We start from the raw sequence: 19,034 nt of genomic DNA, 5'->3' as shown, positions 1-19,034 counted from the left end.
TGCGACGTATAGTGAAGCATGGAACGGTCCCTGGCAGCTAGTTTGAACCCAACTCGCCGAGATGCGGGTGTGTCTTCCTCGGTTTCGCCGTCATTAGTTGACGAGCGTTTTGACCACGACTCGTGTGGCGTGGGATTTGTGGCTTCGGTAGAGGCTTTGCCTTCGCATGTAATTCTGGAGCAGGCGCTGACGGCGCTGGGCAGGCTGGCTCATCGTGGGGCGACGGCGGCTGATGGCAAGAGCAGCGACGGAGTGGGCGTGATGACCGCGGTTCCGCGGTCGCTGCTGGTGAAGGCTGCGAACCTCTCGACCGACAACAAAATTGGCGACAAGCAGCTGCTGGGTGTGGGGATGCTGTTGATTCCGGTAGCGGAGACGCGTGCCGAGGAGGTCCTGGGACGGTGCCTGCTCTCGCATGACTTCGAGATTCTTTGTTGGCGCGATGTTCCGGTGCGGACGGAGTTCCTAGGGGAGACGGCGCTGGAGACGATGCCGAAGATTCGGCAGGTGCTGATTGTCGACGGTGTAGATGCAGAGCCGGAGACGATGGAGCGGCGGCTGTATCTGGCGCGGAAGCAGTTTGAGCGGGCGCATGAGCAGGGCGACGTTACGGGGTACGTATGCTCGCTATCGTCACAGACGATTGTTTATAAGGCGATGTGTACGGGAGTTTTCCTGCGGGATTTTTATCCGGATCTGGATTCGGAAGATTACGTTACGCCGTTCGCGGTATTTCATCAGCGCTATGCGACGAATACGCTGCCGACGTGGCATCGCGCGCAACCGGGGCGGAAGCTGGGGCACAACGGCGAGATCAATACGGTATGGGGAAACCGGGCGCGGATGGATGCTCGCGACTCGACGCTGCCGGTGGAGTGCAAGCCGGTGCTGACGAAGGATGGGACCGACTCTACGAGTCTGGACGAGGCGGTGGAGCTGCTGTCGCAGAATGGCAGGACGCTGGCTGAGGCGGTTCGTATGCTGCTGCCGCCAGCGACCGATGGGCATCATGAATCTTCTTTTTTGAGGTACCACACGGATTGCGCGGAGCCGTGGGATGGTCCGGCTGCGCTTGCGTTCAGCGATGGGCGTGTTGTGGGTGCGGCGTTGGATCGGAATGGGCTGCGGCCTTGTCGATTTGCGATTACGAGCGCGGGGCTGGTGGTTGCTGGGTCGGAGGCGGGGTTGGTGGATCTCGATCCGGAAGAGGTGACGCATAGCGGACGGCTGGGGCCGGGGCAGATGCTTCTGGTGGATCTGGAGAAGCACAAGGTTTATGAGGATGAGGAGCTGCTGGAGCTGTTCGACGTGGGAGCGACGTACGCCAAGCTGGTGGAAGATAGTCCTCTGATTGCGGCTGAGGCGCCAGTGGTGGATTTGGCAGCGCTGGCTGCGGTGCAGCGTGGGTTTGGCTATACGCGTGAAGACGTGAAGATGATTCTGCAGCCGATGGCGCTGGAGGGGAAGGACGCTGTGTATTCGATGGGGGACGATACGCCGCTGGCGTTTCTTGCCCGGTCGCCGCGTCCGATATATGCGTACTTTCGACAGAGGTTTGCGCAGGTGACCAATCCGCCGATTGATTCGCTGCGCGAGTCCTGCGTGGTGTCGCTGCATACGCGGCTTGGGCCGTGGCCTCACATGCTGGATAAAAATGCGCCGCTGCCCGGAGTTTCGCTGCCTTCTCCGTTTCTGACGCTGGGGCAGGTGGAGGCGCTGCGGAAGGGTGAGTATCCGCATCGGGAAGAGTTGAAGCTTGCGGAGTTGCAGGCGGTGTTTGGTGCGGAGAAAACGCTGACGCAGGGGATCGACGAGCTGTGCATGCAGGCGATCAAGCTGGTGCGGGAGGGGGCTCGTATTCTGCTGCTGTCTGATCGCAGTGCGAGTGCGGAGAGGCTGCCGATTCCGATGGCGATGGCTACGGGTGCGGTACATCATGCGCTGGTGGATGCGGGGTTGCGTACGCTCGCTGGGCTTGCTGTTGAGGCGGGAGACTGCAGGGATATTCATCATGCTGCGGTGCTGATTGGTTATGGCGCTGGAGCAGTCTGTCCGTGGCTTGCACTGGAGACGGGCAGGAGTCTTGCGCCTGCGGGTACTGACGCGGCGGATGCTGAGCGGAAGATGATGAAGTCGCTCGATGCCGGGCTGGCGAAGGTGATGTCGAAGATGGGGATCTCGGTGGTGGACAGCTACCGTGGGGCCCATCTGTTCGACATTCTCGGGTTGCACTCGAGTGTGGTGGCGCGATGCTTCTTTGGGACGCCGGCTCCGTTGTCCGGTGTCGGATTTGCGGAGGTGGAGCGGCAGCTGCGACAGACGTGGACTCCGGGTGAGTCTGTGGCTGCAGCTTCGGCAGAGCTGCCGGACTATGGGTGGGTGCGATTCCGGAAGGCTGATGTTTCGGAGCCGCATGCGTGGCAGCCGCCTACGGTGAAGGCGTTGCAGTCGGTGGTGGGGAGTGCGCGGAATGTTCCGCAGCCTACGGACCCCGCGGGTGCATTTGCGATCTATACGCGGGATGTAATTGCGCGTGATCCTGCGGTGTTGCGGGATCTGTTGGAGATTCGTCCGGCGGGGCCTGAGCTGGCGTTGAGTGATGTGGAGACGCCTGCGAGTCTGTGCAAGCGGTTTGTGGCTAGTGCGATGTCGCTAGGGTCTTTGAGCCCGGAGGCTCACCAGACGATTACGGCTGCGATGAATATGCTGGGCGGCCGGTCGAATACTGGCGAGGGTGGGGAGGATTCTGCGGTTTATCGGGTGCATCCTGAGGGCGCGGAGAGGGTCGATGCAGGCGGAGGGATGAGCCTTGCTGCGCGGTCGGGTGGAGGAGCGGCGGTGGCCGAGGCCGCAGTGGAAGCGCCCGCGGTGCATGTGTCGCTGAACAACAAGATCAAGCAAATTGCGTCGGGACGGTTTGGCGTGACGGCGGAGTATCTCGTGCATGCGGAGGAGATTGAGATCAAGGTGGCGCAGGGTGCGAAGCCAGGCGAGGGTGGACAGTTGCCTGGGCACAAGGTGAGCGGGCTGATTGCGCGGTTGCGTCATGCGCAGCCGGGAGTGGCGCTGATCTCGCCGCCGCCGCACCATGATATTTACTCGATCGAGGACTTGGCGCAGCTGATCTATGACTTGAAGCGCGTGAACCCGAAGGCTGCGATTGGGGTGAAGCTGGTGTCGGGTTGTGGCGTGGGTACGGTGGCTGCTGGTGTGGCGAAGGCTTATGCGGATTACATCGTGATCGCTGGGAACACTGGCGGGACTGGTGCGGCTGCGCTTTCGAGCATCAAGTATGCGGGGAATCCGTGGGAGCTGGGGCTTGCTGAGGCGCAGCAGGTGCTGATGCAGAACGGCATGCGCGGACGCGTGAGGCTGCGCACCGACGGCGGGCTGGCTACGGCGCGGGATATTTTGATTGCGGCGCTGCTGGGCGCGGATGAGTATGCGTTCGGGACGGCGGTGCTGGTGGTGCTGGGCTGCGACATGGCGCGGCAGTGTCATTTGAATACTTGTCCGACGGGGATTGCGACACAGAAGCCGGAGCTGCGGGCGAAGTTCCGTGGAAAGCCGGAGCATGTGGTGCGGTTCTTCGAGCAGCTTTCGGGGGATCTGCAGCATCTGTTAGCTCGGTATGGACTTCCTTCGATGGAGGCGGCGATTGGGCGCTCGGATCTGTTGGAGCAGGTTCGGTTCGATGGGAATCTTGATCTGCAGCCGATGTTGGCGAAGGTGTCGGATGGGCCGAGCCGGTTTATGGGCGTGCGGAATACGCAGCCGGTGGCGGGGCCACCGCTCGATGAGCCCTGGGTTGGGCCGGCGATGACGGCGACGGATGCTGGAGAGCCTTTTGTTGTGGACTCGAAGATTGCTAACTCTGATCGTGCGGTGGGTTCTCGGTTGGCGGGAGAGCTGGCGCTGCGTCGAGCGCAGGGAGAGCTTGCGGCGGATATTACGTTCAACCTGACGGGAACGGCTGGACAGTCGTTTGGCGCGTTCACGGTGGATGGGATGAAGCTGGTACTCGATGGACAGGCGAACGATTTCGTCGGGAAGGGCCTGTCGGGTGGCGAGCTCGTGATTCGAGCGCGTGGTCTGGCGGCGAAGGACAGCGGGAAGCATGTGATTCTTGGCAACGTCGCTCTCTATGGCGCGACGTCCGGGCGGTTGTTTGCAGCAGGACGTGCTGGAGAGCGGTTTGCGGTTCGCAACTCGGGCGCGATTGCCGTTGTCGAGGGGGTGGGTGACCATGGGTGCGAGTACATGACTGGTGGTGTGGTGGCGATTCTTGGCAGGGTTGGCATTAACTTTGGCGCTGGGATGACGGGGGGCCTGGCGTGGGTTTTGGATGCGGATGGTTCCTTCGTGTCGGGGCTGAGGTATCACCCGGAGTTCATTGATGCGGAGCCGTTTGATGTCGTTGGCGCTGAAGCGCAGGAGAGTCTGCGGGCGTTGATTGCGGAGCATGTGAAGGAGTCAGGGAGCGGGCTGGGGCAGGCGATGCTGGCGGATTGGCCTGCGCGGGCTGCGGAGTTCATTCGGTTGACTCCGCGTCCCCAGGCTTAGACGCTGATCAGGCTGCTGTGGTGTGGCGTTGGGATGGCGCGCCGCAGCAGCCTGAGAGGACGACTGGTTAGATTGCGGCTACGCCGTAGATGTGTTCGGCGATGCACTTCCGTGAGACAGGGATTGCATAAAGATTCATTTTGGAGGAATGAATCGTAATTCATTCTTGGCAAAGTCGTGTGGATTCATTAGAGTGGCGGCACCGGAGATTTCCGGTTTGAGGCCTGGACTGAAACGATTAGCGAAGAAGACGAGGCCTGATTCGATTAAGGCAGATGTGCCGGCAACGGGACCCGGAAGCGAAAAATATCAACGCATTCTGGATGCGGCGGTGGAGGTCATCGCCGAGCACGGTTATTTCAGTTCGCCGGTAAGTGCGATTGCGAAGCGCGCCGGGGTGGCGGATGGGACGATCTATCTCTACTTCAAGAGTAAGGATGACGTGCTGCGGACGGCGATCGACTCGACCTTCGACAAGTTTCATCGGCAGGTGGAGGAGGAGTTCAAGACGCTGCATGGGCCGCGGGAGCAGCTGGAGTACATCGCGCAGGTTCACCTGGAGAGCCATGCGGTGAATCGTAGCATGGCGGTGCTGATGCAGACCGAGGTGAGGCAGAGCGCGAAGTTTATCGCGGAGTTTTCGCATCATCATCTCGTGAAGTACATCCAGGTGGTGCGCGAGGTGGTGCGGCGGGGGCAGCAGGAGGGTATCTTCCGGAGGGATGTGTCCGACGGCGTGGTGGCTCACTGCATGTTCGGGGCGATTGATGAGCTGCTGAGTTCTGCTGTGTTTACGGGACGGGTCTATGATTCGAAGGCGACTGCGGCGCAGGTTATGGATGTGCTGCTGAGTGGGATTCAGACGAAGTGAACACCTGTCATGGTTGTGGTGATTTGGGAAAGGGTCGCAAAAGCAGATTCCTCCGCTGCGCTGCGGAATGACAACAATAAATGCGTTGCGGAATGACAACAAAAGAGATTTGGAGATGAATGATGTTTGATTTTGTGACTTTGAATGATGTTTTGGAGCAGGCGACGGGGCGGGGCGGTCGAGCTGTGATGATGGGGCAGGGTGTGGATGGGGTTTGGAATCCGATTACATCTGATGAGCTTTATGGGCGGGTGAGGGCGCTGGCGGATGTGTTTCGCGGATGGGGTGTGGGGAAGGGCGATCGCGTGGCGATTGTTTCGGAGAACAGGTGGGAGTGGCCTGTGACGGACTTTGCTACGCTGGCGATTGGGGCAGTGGATGTGCCGCTCTATCCGACGCTGACGCCGGAACAGATTGGGTATATGTTGCGGGACTCGGGGGCGAAGGTGGCGGTGCTGTCGTCGCAGGACCAGTATGACAAGTTGTCGGCTGCGGGGGAGCTGCCCGAGCTGGAGCATGTGGTGGTGATGGACGCGGGAGAGTTTCCGAACGCGGAGAGCTTTGGCGCGCTGATGGAGGGGGCGAAGGCGAAGCAGCAGAGGGATGTGGGCTTCGATGGGATGCTGAAGACGGTGAAGCCGGAGGATCTGGCGACGATTATTTACACGTCGGGTACAACGGGAGAGTCGAAGGGCGTGATGCTGACGCATGGAAACCTGACGAGCAATGTGAACTTCTCGACGGGCAAGATGGGATTTTCTGAGAAGGATAGCTGCATCTCTTTTCTGCCGCTGTCGCATGTGACGGCGCGGCATCTGGATTACTCGATGATGTGCCATGGGGCGCGGCTGGCATATTGTCCGAAGTTTGACCAGCTGGCGGCGGCGATGAAGGAGGTGAAGCCGACGGTGTTTGTTGCGGTGCCGCGGGTGTATGAGAAGATTCGGCAGGCGGTGGAGGGCAAGTCGGCTGCGTCGCCGGCGAAGTTGAAGATACTGCGCTGGGCGTTGGGCGTGGGGAAGAAACATCGGCCGGAGATCCTGGCAGGGACGACGCCTGGTTCGGTGAGCTGGAAGATTGCGAACAAGCTGGTGTACTCGAAGATTCGCGAGGCGTTTGGCGGGAGCGCTGAGGTGTTCATCTCGGGCGGCGCGCCGCTTGGGATGGATTCGGCGGGGTGGTTCGCGGATGTTGGGATCCGGATTTTTGAGGGGTATGGGTTGACGGAGACCTCGCCGGTGATTGCGCTGAACTTTCCGGAGGCGCATCGGATTGGGACGGTTGGGCAGGCTTTGAAGAATGTGGAGTGCCGATTTGCGGAAGACGGCGAGCTGGAGGTGCGGGGGCCTTCGGTGTTTGTGGGGTACTGGAAGAAGGAGGAAGCGACCAAGGAAGCATTTACTGCGGATGGGTGGTTCAAGACTGGGGATATCGGGAATATCGATAAGGATGGGTACCTGTCGATTACGGACAGGAAGAAGGAGCTGCTGAAGACGAGCGGAGGAAAGCTGATTGCTCCGCAGCCGATTGAGAATAAGCTGAAGGCGAATGTTCTGGTGGCGCAGGCGGCTCTGGTGGGCGATAAGCACAAGTTTGCGTGTGTGCTGATTTCTCCGAACTTCGCGGCGCTTGAAGGATGGGCGAAGGGGCAGGGCATCAACGCCGGTGATCATGCGGCGCTGGTGAAGGATGCGAAGGTGGTGAAGGCTTACCAGGAGATCGTAGATAAAGTGAATATGGGCCTGGCGAACTTTGAGAGTATGAAGCGGATGAGCGTGGTTGCCGAGGAGTGGAGCGTGGAGGATGGAACACTGACTCCGAGTATGAAGTTGAAGCGCCGGGTGGTGGAGCAGAAGTACGCGAAGGAGATTGGAGATTTCTATGCGGATGAGGCGACTGCATCGAAGGGGTGAGTTAGATGGTTTAGGGGGCGGTGTGTTGCGCGTCATGGGTGTGATGGCGCTTGCTGGTGGAGTTTGTCTGGCGCAGATGGGACCGCCGGTTTGCGCGGTGCCGGCGGGAAAGCAGGTTGCCAGTTTGCGGCCTCAAGTAGGACCGAGGCCTACGGTGGAGGCCGCGGTGGCTACGGGGGAGACCGCGGCGGCAGATCCGACGATGGTGGTGGCGGCAGAGCCGATGGAGAACTTTGGGGTGGCGCGATATCGGCTGGAGGACTACGCCGATTGCGTGGGGACGGGTGGGTGCTACTGGGCGGATCTGGATGCTCAGGCTAAGCGGGCAGAGGCCGGGTTGAAGAGGCTGATCGCTGCGGAGAAGGTGGGCGAGAAGCTGGCGCTGGTCTTGGATATTGATGAGACGTCGCTGACGAACTACTGCGAGATGAAGCGGGAGGACTACGGATTTATCTCGGTGCCGTTCAACGAGTGGGCGGTCTCACCGGAGGCGGACATGCCGATAGCGGGGACGCTTAGGTTGTTCAATGAAGCTCGGGCAGCGGGGTTGGAAGTTTTCTTTATCACGGGGCGGCCTGGGGAGCAGAGGGCAGCTACGGCGAAGAATCTCGAGGCTGCAGGGTATAAGGGATGGAAGGGGCTCGCGCTGCGAGAGGGGCCTCAGAAGACAATGGCTACAGTCGCTTACAAGAGTGAGGAGCGAAAGAAGATTGTGGATGCGGGGTATCGGATCGTGATGAGCGTTGGGGACCAGTGGAGTGACTTGAATGGGGAACCCAGGGCGGAAATCAGCGTGAAACTGCCGAATCCCTTTTACTATTTGCCTTAGGATTGTGCAGGGGGCTTGATTTGGGGACTTTAGTATCCGGCGATAGGACGGTGTTGCGGCGGGCGCGTAAGGCGGGGCGGAGGTTTTTAAATCCGGTGCCTACCGTGATCGGTGGGTTGAGTACGATGTTCAAAGTGCTGCCGCATTATTTGATGAATAAAGCGGAGACGGTGCCGGTGAGGGCGCTGGGGCCGTTCCACACTGATGTTTCGATGTATGACGCGGCTCCTGCGAGTGGGCTCCGGGTGACCTGGATGGGGCACTCCTCGATGCTGATGGAGATTGATGGGCTGCGAGTGCTGATGGACCCGATGTGGGATGAGCGGGCTTCTCCGACGCGATGGGCGGGCCCGAAGAGGTTTTTTGCTGCTCCGATGCGCCTGGAGGAGTTGCCGCCTGTGGATGTGGTGTTGGTGTCGCATGACCACTACGACCACCTGGGCGAGGTTACGATTCGAGGATTGGCGCGGCTGGCGTCGATGCGTGAGGCGAGGTGGGTGACCTCGCTTGGTGTGGGAGAGCTGTTGCGGGGATTTGGAGTTGATGCTGCTCGGATCTCGGAGCTGGATTGGACGCAGAGTGTCTCCGTGGGTGGAGTGGAGATCACAGCAGTTCCGTCGCGGCATTTTTCCGGGAGAAGCCTATTCAATCGGTTTGAGACTCTTTGGTCGGCGTTTGTTTTTAAGGGTCTAAAACACAGGGTTTACTTTGGTGCGGACTCGGGATGGTGGGAGGGGTTTGCGGAGATCGGCGCGACGTATGGACCGTTCGACCTGACGATGCTGGAGATCGGAGCGTTTGATGCGCTGTGGAATGCAATTCATCTGGGGCCGGATGGTGCGGCACGTGCGTTCGAGGCGCTAGGCGACAAGGGATTGATGATGCCTATTCATTGGGGTCTGTTCGACCTGGCGCTGCATGCGTGGCGGCAGCCGATAACGGCGATGCTGGAGATTGCCGATGAACGGGGGATTCGGTTGTGGGCGCCAGAGCCGGGACGGCCAACAGAGGTAGTCAGTGGGGTGGAAGTGCGGTCGGATTGGTGGCTGTGAGCGGGCTCTAGTGCCGCGCGAAGTCAACACTGACGATAGTTGCTACCTCTACTGGAACGCCATCCACCAGATAGGGCCGGAAGCGCCAGGTGCGTACTGCGCTGGTTGCGGCGCTTCGTAGCAGGCGGTGTCCTTTGAGGACGCGCAGGTTCTCGACGGTACCTTTTTTCGAGATGATGGCCTGCATAACGACATTTCCCTGCGTATGGGTGAGACTAGCGAGCTTCGGGTAGGTAGGCTTTGGAGCGGAAAGAAGATTCGCTGCCATGACACCGGACGATACGTTGACACGGCGATTGGAGAGCACTGAGGGAGTCCATCGAGTGGCTGCGCGAGGGGCTGGTTCAGGGGAACGAGCATCTGTGCCAGCGGTGGTGTCAGTGGCTACTTCGGCAGAGCTCTCGCTGTAGGCGGGGGCAGAACTTGGCGATGGGTCGAAGGAACTCGATGCGGTTGTGCTGGATTGTCTGGTTGCGATCGGGGATCGCGGGTTTACGGACTGATCGCTTTTGGCCACGGACCTCGAGGTCGTGTTTGATGGGTCGGTGGTGAAGACTGCTGAGGGTTTCTGGGTCTCGTGAGGTAGAGAATCTGCGCTGGGTGGAAGAGTCTCGCTGACGGGGACGGCGTTTGCCTGGGCCGTGTCACGCCCGAGACGCCGGTACACGAGACCCGCAAGGAGCAGCACGCCGCAGAGAAGAAGAATTGGGAATGCATATTGTCTCCCGGAAGAGAACAGATGTTTGGACCGTGTCCAGGGCTGAGCGAAGGCCAGAGGGAATTTCTTGGTTTGCCAAAATTTCTTTGGCTCTGGGTCGTGCTTCGGCTCGTTTGCCTGGTTCGCCTCGACATTCTTCCTGACTTCATTTTGTCGTGTTGCCTGGAGGGGGTCTTGATTTGAATCAGAGTCGTCGTGCCGTGTGAGTGGCGGAACGGCGGCGGAGAACTTCGCATCGTTGGCGTCTCTGACGTGCGGAGTGACGTTCTGGCTGTGGGGTTGCGGCGCAGCGGGCAGCACAAGCGAAGGGATGTTTTCGAGTCGCGGCTCCATTCGGCTAATCCGTTGGTCGATTGAGTCGAGGTAGAACTTGACCTCCAGGCTGCTGAGCTCGAGCCGGGTGAGCGATTCTGTGAGAATGTTCACGTTGGCGTGGGAGTCGGCAGCTATCGCATCGAGTGAGGAAGCAAAGGCGGGCTGGAGGATCAGTTCTTGTGGTCCTTGGTCCGGAGTGGTGTCGGAGATAAAGGTATCGGGGTGTGTCGCGAGGGGCGGATGGTCCGGGGAGGAGCGGTCGAGCGCTAGAGAATGTTCGTCAGGGTCGACAATAGATTCTGAACAGGGGCTGTCGGGGTGTTCGGCGCTGATTCGACTGCAGCCTCCCACGCTGATGAGGAAGTCGATGATGAGGTTGACCGGCAGGCTGATCTCGCGGTCGGAGGTGGCGACGTCAGGGCCGCCGCTGGCTACGGCGAGGATCGTGAGGACGGTACGGAGGGAGACCTGGCTCTCCCGTTCCATAAAGGTTTTAGCCAAAACGGAGAGATCGGCGCGAAGCTGGGTGTCCTTTTGAAGCCTTCGGGCGAAGGTGAAAAAGTTGTCCGGTACACCGAAGGCGACGCCACTGCTCCGGAAAAAATCCTGCAGCTCGTCGATGTACTCCCCGAACCGGGAGATTGTTTCCTGCGAGTCGGAGAAGAAGGTCATGGCAGTAGTTTTGATGCCAATTGACGACGAGTGGTGATCCTGCCGGGCGTGAAGTGTGGAAATTGGCAGATTGAGGCTTGCGGCCGGTCGATGACACCGATGGTCTGGCCAAGGGGTGCGGCTAACTGAGGTATGATTTCGCTGACGTTTAAAGGAGATTGCGATGCGGGTTGGGATGTTGACTGGAGGCGGAGATTGTCCTGGGCTGAACGCTGTGATCCGGGCGGCGGTACGTAAGGGGATTTTGCACCATGGGGATGAGTTTGTCGGCTTCATGGAGGGGTGGCGGGGCGTGTTAGATGACGTAACGATGCCGCTTACGCTCGAGACGACCTCTGGGATTCTGCATCGGGGTGGGACGATTCTGCGGTCTTCGAGAACGAACGTGAAGAAGATTCCTGGTGGGTTTGAGAAGTGTCTTGAGGTGCTGGGGAGACACAAGCTGGATGCTCTGATTGCGCTGGGTGGAGACGATACCCAGTCGATCAGTTTGGCGTTGAGCGAAAAGGGCGTGAAGTGCGTGGGCGTGCCGAAGACGATCGACAACGATTTGAATGGGACTGACGCCTGCTTCGGGTTTGATACGGCTGTGGGGATTGCCACCGAGGCGGTGGACCGGCTGCACTCGACCGCAGAGGCGCATAACCGCGTGATGGTGTGTGAGGTGATGGGGCGCGATGCTGGATGGATCGCGATTACGGCAGGCATCGCAGGCGGCGCGGATGTGATTCTTGTGCCGGAGGTGCCGATCGATATCGAAGAGGTGTGCCGGTTGGTGAAGTATCGGCGTGAGCATGGGAAGAAGTTTTCGATTGTGGTCGCGGCCGAGGGCGCGCAGTTTCCGGAGACAGGGCAGGCGACCCACGGGACTTCTGTCGACTCGTTTGGCCATGCGCGGCTGAGCGGGATTGGGCAGGCGCTGGCTGAGGAGATTGAGAAGCGGACCGGCTATGAGACACGTAGCGTGAACCTGGGGCATACGCAACGGGGAGGGACTCCTTCGGCCTATGACCGGATGCTGGCTACGCGGTATGGCGTGGCGGCGATTGACCTGGTGCATGCGGGTAAGTTTGGCCGTCTGGTGGTGCTGAAGGGGACCGAGATCACGGATATCCCGTTGGCGGACGCGATCGCCAAGACGAGAACGGTGGGGGAGGACTTACTGGCGGTGATGAAGGGGTTACAGCCGTTAGGTTCCAGTTAACAAAGGGAGATTTTTGTTGTGCCGGTAGACAAAAGGGGGTACAAAGAGGGTGCTGGTGTTGCTCTGCATCCGGCATCCACTTTGCACTGCTTTCGTCGAACGGAGACTTGTGATGGCTGTGTCGGTACAGGCAACGGTGCGTGAGGTGATGGACATCCGGCAGGCGTCGGAGTATCTGGGCATCAGCGGGGACACGTTGTACAGATACGCGTCGGAGGGGTTTATTCCTGCGTTCAAACTGGGGAATCGGTGGCGGTTTAAGAAGACGCTGCTGGATGCCTGGATGGATGAGAAGTCGGGCGTGAAGCCACCTGCGCCGATTGCTGTGATGCCAAAGCAAAAGAAGCCAGTTGCGAGGGCGCGGTAGACGGATTGATTAAACTGCTGGCGTTGCACATCGATGGATACGTTGTCCTGTTCGGGGCAGTTGCAGTCGCGGCGTTCTGGTTTGCGATTCAGCTTTGCTGGTCGGCTGCGGGCAAGCCCTGGTATGGAGTGGTGGGGCGGCTTGTGGGGGCGCTGGCGCTGCTGGGACTGGGAATCGTGATGATCTTTTTTACTGCCTTCGGGACCTGACTGAGGGGTTCGATTATCTGCGATGGAGGTTCGAACCTCTGTGCCGTATGGTGCGTGCTGCTTAGGCCGGTTGAAGTGTAATGACCGTGATCTCCGGAGGACAGTTGAGTCGGAAGGGCAGCCCCACGGTGCCGATGCCGCGATTAACGTAAAGCTGCATCTGATTGAAGCGGTAGTGGCCTTCCGGATATTTTTCGCCTAGTGGAGGCAGGATGAGTGGGCCGAGGAAGGGCAGACGGACCTGGCCGCCATGGGCGTGGCCGGAGAGCATGAGATCGACGAGCGGGCCACGGGGATGGGCGACGACGGTGTCTGCGTAGTCGGGCTCGTGCGCCATGAGAATGACTGGGCCGTCGGGCTTTGTGGGGATGGCGAGATCGAGGTTGGGAGCGCTGGTGCCGGGGTCGTCGACGCCGCAGAGCCAGAGGCGAGCGCCGTTGCGTTCGATGGGAAGATACTGGTTAACGAGAACTGGCGTGCCGCGGCTGGAAAGAGCCTGGATGACCATCGGGGCGTCGACGGCTACGTCGTGATTGCCGAGGATCGCGTAGCGCAGGGGGGCGGTGAGGGTGGCAACGATCTCGGCGCAGCGGTGGGCTGCGTGTTTGCCTGCTATGAAGGTGATGGAGCCGTGGGTGATGAAGTCGCCGGTGAGGAGGACGAGGTCTGCGGCCAACGTGTTGACCTTGCTGATGACGCGCTCGAGGAAGAAGGGCTCGGTGTACTCGTCGAGGTGGATGTCGCTGAGTTGAACGATGCGGTAGCCATGGAAGGCGGAGGGAAGATTTGCGATGGCGATGGGGCGTTGGACGACGTCGACTTCGTGGCGAGCGATCTCTCCAGAGTAGAGAGCCAGAGCTGCGGCGGTGGTCCCTGAGCCTATGAGGAAGTTGCGTCGAGTAAAGCGCGACGGCTGAGCGGATTGAGAGCCGGGCATACTTCATGATACCGGTGGAAGGGGATAGACGAAAGGCGGTGTTCGATCTGGGAGTTGGGTAGAATCAGAGGTAATGAATTTTAGTCTGAGAAAGAAAAGAGCCGGCGCTGGGGCGAAGGCAGCTGGCGTTGATGGGATCCTGATCACTCATCTGCCGGATGTTCGTTACTTGTGTGGATTCACCGGCTCGAGCGCGGTGCTGGCGTTGGTGGGCGCACGCGCAACGCTGTTTACCGATGGACGGTACACGGTGCAGGCGCGGGCGGAGGCGGCTGGGACTAAGGTCGTGATTGCGAAGAAGCCGGCTGTGGTGGCGGCTTGTGAATGGCTTGAAGCAACTGGGGTGAGGCGCTGTGGGTTCGACGCGGCGCATACGACGGTGACCGCTTTGGAGACGATGCGGAAGGCGCTTTCGGCGAAGGTGCGACGGGGGATGTTTGTGGCGGTGGGGCCGGTGGTGGCCAGGATGCGAGAGGTGAAAGATGCCGACGAGATAGAGCTGATACGGGCCGCTGCGCTGGTGGGGTGCGATCTATTTGATGGCATGCTGACGTATCTTGAGGCGGGGCTGACTGAGGTGGAGGTGGCGGCGACGCTGGAGTACGCAGCGAGGCTAGCGGGTGCGGAGGGGATGTCGTTCGATACGATCGTTGCGAGTGGAGAGCGATCGGCGCTGCCGCATGGGCGAGCGACGAGGGCAAAGCTGCCGAAGCAGGGGTTCGTGACGTTGGACTTCGGTGTTATTCTCGACGGATATTGCAGCGATATGACCCGTACCGTGCACATGGGCAAGGCGTTGCGTAATGAGCGGGACGTGTATGATTCTGTGCTGGAAGCGCAGGAGGCTGCGGTCGCCGCTGTGGCGCCGGGCGTGACTGCCGGAGAGGTGGACGAGGCGGCCAGGAGCGTTTTGCGGAGGGTGAAGCTGGATAAATACTTCAGCCACTCTACCGGGCACGGTGTTGGGTTGGAGATTCATGAAGGACCGAGACTTGCAGCGAAGCAGACGCAGGTGTTAAAGCAGGGAATGGTGATTACAATCGAACCTGGTGTGTATATGCCGGGACAGTTCGGTTTGCGCATTGAAGATATGGTTTTGGTGACGGCTAATGGCGGTGAAGTTTTGACGCCCAGTGTGAAGGCCTGGATAGAGCTCTAAAAAAGACATGGTGCCGGAAGAGGCACGGGAAGAGACATGATGGACGGAAATAAGTTGAATGAGCTGCGCGAACTGGTCGAGTTTTTGAAGGCGAATGAGATCGCCGAGTTCGATATGGAGCAGGACGACCTGAAGGTGCGGATCAAGTTTGCGGGTGAGCCTGCTGCCGCGCCTGCCGGTGGGTTTGATATGGCGCAGTTGAGTCGATTGATGGCGTCAGCTCCTGCTGCTGCGCCGGTGTCTGCTGCTGCTCCTGTGGGTGGGGCGATTGCAGCTGCTCCGGCTGCTGAGGTTGAGGAAAAGCTGCATGAGGTGAAGTCGCCTATTGTGGGGACCTTCTATGAGTCGCCGTCACCGGGCGCGCCTGCGTTTGTGAAGGTAGGCGATCAGGTGGAAGTGGGGCAGGTGCTCTGCATCGTTGAGGCCATGAAGCTGATGAACGAGATTGAGTCCGATGTGGCCGGCGAAGTGGTGAAGCGGATCGCGGCGAGCGGCCAGCCGGTGGAGTATGGACAGGCACTGTTTGCCATCAAGTCGCGATAAGAGACGGTAGCGATCCGTCAGCAAAGATTCGTAAAAGATCGATGGAAGGCTCCTGTATTTATGTTTCGTAAGGTATTGATTGCCAATCGTGGGGAGATTGCACTGCGCGTGATCAGCGCTTGCAAAGAGATGGGTATCCGCACGGTCGCGGTATATAGCGAGGCTGATCGGAATTCGCTTCATGTGCGGTTTGCCGATGAGGCGATCTGCATTGGACCTCCACGTTCGGCGGACAGCTATCTGAATGTGCCTGCCGTGATCTCGGCGGCTGAGATTGCGGACGTTGACGCGATTCATCCCGGGTATGGATTGTTGAGCGAGAATGCGAACTTCGCAGAGGTGTGCCGGGCTTCGAATATCAAGTTCATTGGGCCTCCGCCAGAGGTGACGCGGATGATGGGCGAGAAGTCCACGGCGCGACAGACGATGAAGAAGGCGAAGGTGCCGATTCTGCCGGGGTCGGACGGCGTGATTGCCGACGAAAACGAAGCGCTGGAGTGGGCGAAGGATGTGGGATATCCGGTGATTCTGAAGGCTGTCGCAGGCGGCGGCGGTCGCGGAATGCGCATCTGTCGCAACAAAGAAGAGCTACCGGGGATGTATCAGCAGGCTTCTACGGAAGCAGCGAATGCATTCGGCAACGGCGATATGTACATGGAGAAGTTCATTGAACGACCTCGGCATATCGAGTTCCAGGTGCTGGCGGATGAGCATGGAAATGTAATGAGCCTGGGCGAGCGGGAGTGTTCGATTCAGCGTCGGCATCAGAAGCTGATCGAAGAGGCTCCTAGTCTGATGATCACGCCGAAGTTGCGGGAGGAACTAGGTAAGACGATCAAGCGAGCGCTGGAGAATATCGGTTATTGGAACGCCGGGACCATCGAATTTTTGATGGATGAGGATGGCAAGATCTACTTCATCGAGATGAACACCCGGATCCAGGTGGAGCATTGTGTCACCGAGATGGTTACAGGAATTGACCTGGTAAAGGCTCAATTACGGATTGCCGCGGGGGAGAAGCTGACCTCGATTATTACGCGCCCGGTGGAGATTCGTGGACATGCGATCGAGTGCCGGATCAATGCAGAACATCCGGAGAAGTTCACACCCAGCGCCGGAAAGATTACGGCTTTCAATCTGCCGGGCGGCAATGGGGTGCGGGTGGATACTGCCCAATATGCTGAGGGATTTGTGCCGCCTTACTACGATTCGTTGATCGCAAAGCTGATCTGCCATGGATCGGATCGCGAAGATGCGATGAACAAGATGCAGCGGGCTCTGAGCCAGTTTGTGGTGCAGGGAATCCATACGACGATTCCGCTGCATGAGAAGATCTTTGCGGATAAAGAATTTCGGTCGGGGCAGTTCGATACGAAGTTTATGGAGCGATTCTTCGAGCGGCAGAAGGACAGCTAGGTGGAGACCTCTCTGCCTCGCTTGTATCCGATTGTGGATGACGGGTTTCTGGTGAGTCGCGGCTTTACGGTTGAGCGATTCGCGAAGGAACTAAGAGCAGCTGGGGTTGGGCTGCTCCAGTATCGCAGTAAGACGACAGGTCCTCGGGAGGTTCTGAGGGTTGCAGCGTTAATTCGTGATGCGATGGCTGGAAGTGAGTGTCGATTGATTTTGAATGACCGGGCAGATCTCGCGTTGCTTGCCGGGTGGGATGGAGTTCATGTAGGGCAGGAGGATCTGTCGCCTGATGAAGCACGCCGGGTTGTGGGGGCACAGCGTTGGGTGGGGGTTTCGACGCATACCGAGGAGCAGGCTCGACAGGCGGAGTTGAGTTCTGCGGATTATGTTGCCGTGGGGCCGGTGTTTGCTACGGGGACGAAGCTGGATGCGGAACCGATTATTGGTTTGGCGGGTGTGAGGCTGGCGCAGAGACTGACGAAGAAGCCGATTGTGGCGATCGGTGGAGTTACGCGGGCGAATGCGCGAAGTGTGATCGATGCCGGGGCGGATTCGGTTGCGGTGATCAGCGCATTGATCGCTGAGGGGGAGTCGGTTGAGAAAGTGGCGAGAGACTTTCTCGATGTTTTGCGGTAGAACAGACGAACGTGAATCTTGTGAAAAAAATAACAGCAGATCCCCCTGCTTCGCTTCGGGATGACAAACAAATAGGCATTGTGGACGATGCTGCACCGGTGTCGTCGGCTCCTCAGTTTGTACAGGGGATGGGGCTGTTTTCGGCGACCGCGATTGTGATGGGTTCGATGATCGGGTCGGGCATCTTCATTGTGTCGGCGGATATGTCGCGCGGGTTGGGTTCGCCGGCGTTGCTGATTGCGGCCTGGCTGGTGACGGCGGCGATGACCATGATCGGCGCGCTGAGCTACGGGGAGCTCGCGGCGATGATGCCTAAAGCCGGTGGACAGTATGTTTATCTCCGCGAGGCGCTTGGGCCGCTGTGGGGTTTTCTTTATGGGTGGACTCTTTTCCTGGTGATTCAAACGGGGACGATTGCGGCCGTGGGGGTTGCGTTCGGAAAGTTTCTTGGAGTTTTCTTTCCGAGTGTGAGTGCGCAGAACTGGATCTGGCACATTGGGCACGTTCCGCCGTGGCATGTGGGACCAATGATGTTGGGCAACATGGATATTGGGCTGAATACGGCGAACCTGTCGGCGATTGTGGTGATCACGCTGCTGACGCTGCTCAATACCTTTGGCGTGAAGATGGGGGCGGCAGTGCAGAATGTCTTCACCTCTGCGAAGGTGCTTGCGTTGGCGGCGGTGGTGCTGGTGGGTGTGCTGGCAAAGAATTCGGTTGCGGTGGCGGCGAACTTTGGGGCGGGCTGGCAACACTTCTGGACGGGGGCAGGATGGCACACGTTGCATGCGGTGCAGGTGGGGGTGGGTGGCCCGACCGCCTATGTTGGATTGCTAACAATGGTGGCGGTGGTTCAGGTGGGATCGCTGTTCAGCTCGGATGCGTGGAACAACGTTACCTTTACGGCGGGCGAGATCAGGAACCCGAAGAAGAATCTTCCGCTCTCGTTAGCGATTGGCACGGGCGTGGTGCTGCTGCTGTATGTGCTATGCAACTTCGTTTATCTGAGTGTGCTGCCGCTGGCGGGCGATGCAGCGGCGACGACGATTGCGGGCCGAGGGATTCAGTTTGCTTCTGAGGACAGGGTTGCGACGGCGGTGATGGAGCAAGCCCTTGCTGGCTACGGCGCGAGGCTGATGGCTGCGGCGATTCTGATCTCGACCTTTGGATGTGTAAACGGAATGCTCTTGGCGGGTGCGCGGGTGTACTACGCGATGAGCCGGGATGGGCTGTTTTTTAAGTCTGTGGGGAGGCTGAGTGAGAGGTCGAAGACGCCGGTGAACTCGCTGTGGGTGCAGTGGGCGTGGACCTGCCTGTTGTGCCTCTCGGGGAGTTATGGGCAGCTTCTGGATTATGTGATCTTTGCCGTGCTGGTCTTTTATATTCTGACGATTGCGGGGCTGTTTGTGCTTCGGCGGACTCGGCCGACGGCGGCGCGGCCTTATCGGGCGTTCGGGTATCCTCTGCTGCCGGGGCTTTATATCGTGATGGCGCTGTGGATTTGTGCAGTACTATTGCGTTACAAACCTCAGTACACGTGGCCGGGCCTGATAATTGTTCTGTTGGGCATACCGGTGTATCTGGTGTGGAAGCGACAAGCTGTCGCGGATGCTGTTTAGGAAGTTGGGAGATT

The 19,034-nt window shown here is 59.3% G+C and carries 15 protein-coding genes; 13 read left to right on the top strand and 2 right to left on the bottom strand.

Annotated elements, in window-relative coordinates; genetic code table 11:
* Window positions 1–18 precede the first annotated feature (18 nt).
* From RBB81_RS18340 to RBB81_RS18320, 5 genes are all read left to right on the top strand, one after another.
* Window positions 19–4,563 (top strand): glutamate synthase-related protein, encoded by a 4,545-nt coding sequence (locus RBB81_RS18340; RefSeq protein ID WP_353071625.1) that lies wholly within the window; start codon window positions 19–21, stop codon window positions 4,561–4,563.
* Window positions 4,564–4,780: 217 nt separating this feature from the next.
* A complete protein-coding gene (locus RBB81_RS18335; RefSeq protein WP_353071624.1) occupies window positions 4,781–5,434 on the top strand; it encodes a TetR/AcrR family transcriptional regulator in 654 nt (217 codons plus the stop codon).
* Window positions 5,435–5,553: 119 nt separating this feature from the next.
* Complete coding sequence (locus RBB81_RS18330; RefSeq protein WP_353071623.1) at window positions 5,554–7,347, top strand: AMP-dependent synthetase/ligase; 1,794 nt, start codon at window positions 5,554–5,556, stop codon at window positions 7,345–7,347.
* Window positions 7,322–8,176 (top strand): HAD family acid phosphatase, encoded by an 855-nt coding sequence (locus RBB81_RS18325; RefSeq protein WP_179586923.1) that lies wholly within the window; start codon window positions 7,322–7,324, stop codon window positions 8,174–8,176. Before RBB81_RS18330 ends, RBB81_RS18325 begins: the two co-directional genes overlap by 26 nt.
* Window positions 8,177–8,196: 20 nt before the next feature.
* Window positions 8,197–9,228 carry an MBL fold metallo-hydrolase gene (locus tag RBB81_RS18320; RefSeq protein ID WP_353071622.1) on the top strand — a complete coding sequence of 344 codons (1,032 nt, stop codon included), beginning with the start codon at window positions 8,197–8,199 and terminating at the stop codon, window positions 9,226–9,228.
* Window positions 9,229–9,235: 7 nt separating this feature from the next.
* Here RBB81_RS18320 and RBB81_RS18315 read toward each other — a convergent pair whose 3' ends face one another.
* Complete coding sequence (locus tag RBB81_RS18315; protein ID WP_353071621.1) at window positions 9,236–10,933, bottom strand: energy transducer TonB; 1,698 nt, start codon at window positions 10,931–10,933, stop codon at window positions 9,236–9,238.
* 163 nt (window positions 10,934–11,096) lie between these two features.
* On the opposite strand from RBB81_RS18315, the gene RBB81_RS18310 reads away from it, so the two are divergent.
* The 3 genes from RBB81_RS18310 (at window position 11,097) to RBB81_RS18300 (ending at window position 12,713) form a co-directional block, all read left to right on the top strand.
* On the top strand, window positions 11,097–12,137 hold the full coding sequence (locus tag RBB81_RS18310; RefSeq protein ID WP_353071620.1) for a 6-phosphofructokinase: 1,041 nt from the start codon (window positions 11,097–11,099) through the stop codon (window positions 12,135–12,137).
* Between the two features lie 112 nt (window positions 12,138–12,249).
* Entirely contained in the window at window positions 12,250–12,504 is a 255-nt protein-coding gene (locus RBB81_RS18305) for a helix-turn-helix domain-containing protein (RefSeq protein WP_179584429.1), read from the top strand.
* A 5-nt stretch (window positions 12,505–12,509) separates the two neighbouring features.
* Window positions 12,510–12,713, top strand: a complete 204-nt coding sequence (locus RBB81_RS18300; RefSeq protein ID WP_179584427.1) for a hypothetical protein — start codon at window positions 12,510–12,512, stop codon at window positions 12,711–12,713.
* Between the two features lie 61 nt (window positions 12,714–12,774).
* Here the strand turns inward: RBB81_RS18300 and RBB81_RS18295 are convergent, their stop codons facing one another.
* On the bottom strand, window positions 12,775–13,650 hold the full coding sequence (locus RBB81_RS18295) for a metallophosphoesterase (RefSeq protein WP_353071619.1): 876 nt from the start codon (window positions 13,648–13,650) through the stop codon (window positions 12,775–12,777).
* A 73-nt stretch (window positions 13,651–13,723) separates the two neighbouring features.
* Here RBB81_RS18295 and RBB81_RS18290 point away from each other — a divergent pair, with 73 nt between their 5' ends.
* From RBB81_RS18290 to RBB81_RS18270, 5 genes are all read left to right on the top strand, one after another.
* Window positions 13,724–14,809: a Xaa-Pro peptidase family protein gene (locus RBB81_RS18290; protein ID WP_353071618.1), complete on the top strand. Its 1,086-nt coding sequence runs from the start codon at window positions 13,724–13,726 to the stop codon at window positions 14,807–14,809.
* Window positions 14,810–14,848: 39 nt separating this feature from the next.
* On the top strand, window positions 14,849–15,352 hold the full coding sequence (accB, locus tag RBB81_RS18285) for an acetyl-CoA carboxylase biotin carboxyl carrier protein (protein WP_179586919.1): 504 nt from the start codon (window positions 14,849–14,851) through the stop codon (window positions 15,350–15,352).
* 60 nt (window positions 15,353–15,412) lie between these two features.
* Window positions 15,413–16,768 (top strand): acetyl-CoA carboxylase biotin carboxylase subunit, encoded by a 1,356-nt coding sequence (gene accC / locus RBB81_RS18280; protein ID WP_179584421.1) that lies wholly within the window; start codon window positions 15,413–15,415, stop codon window positions 16,766–16,768.
* Entirely contained in the window at window positions 16,769–17,401 is a 633-nt protein-coding gene (gene thiE / locus RBB81_RS18275; protein ID WP_353071617.1) for a thiamine phosphate synthase, read from the top strand.
* Window positions 17,402–17,529: 128 nt separating this feature from the next.
* Window positions 17,530–19,020: an APC family permease gene (locus RBB81_RS18270; protein ID WP_353073950.1), complete on the top strand. Its 1,491-nt coding sequence runs from the start codon at window positions 17,530–17,532 to the stop codon at window positions 19,018–19,020.
* Window positions 19,021–19,034: the final 14 nt, after the last annotated feature.

Origin of the sequence: Tunturibacter gelidoferens (assembly GCF_040358255.1) — a bacterium.
Taxonomy (GTDB): domain Bacteria; phylum Acidobacteriota; class Terriglobia; order Terriglobales; family Acidobacteriaceae; genus Edaphobacter; species Edaphobacter gelidiferens.
This window is presented reverse-complemented; position numbering and strand designations above follow the sequence as displayed.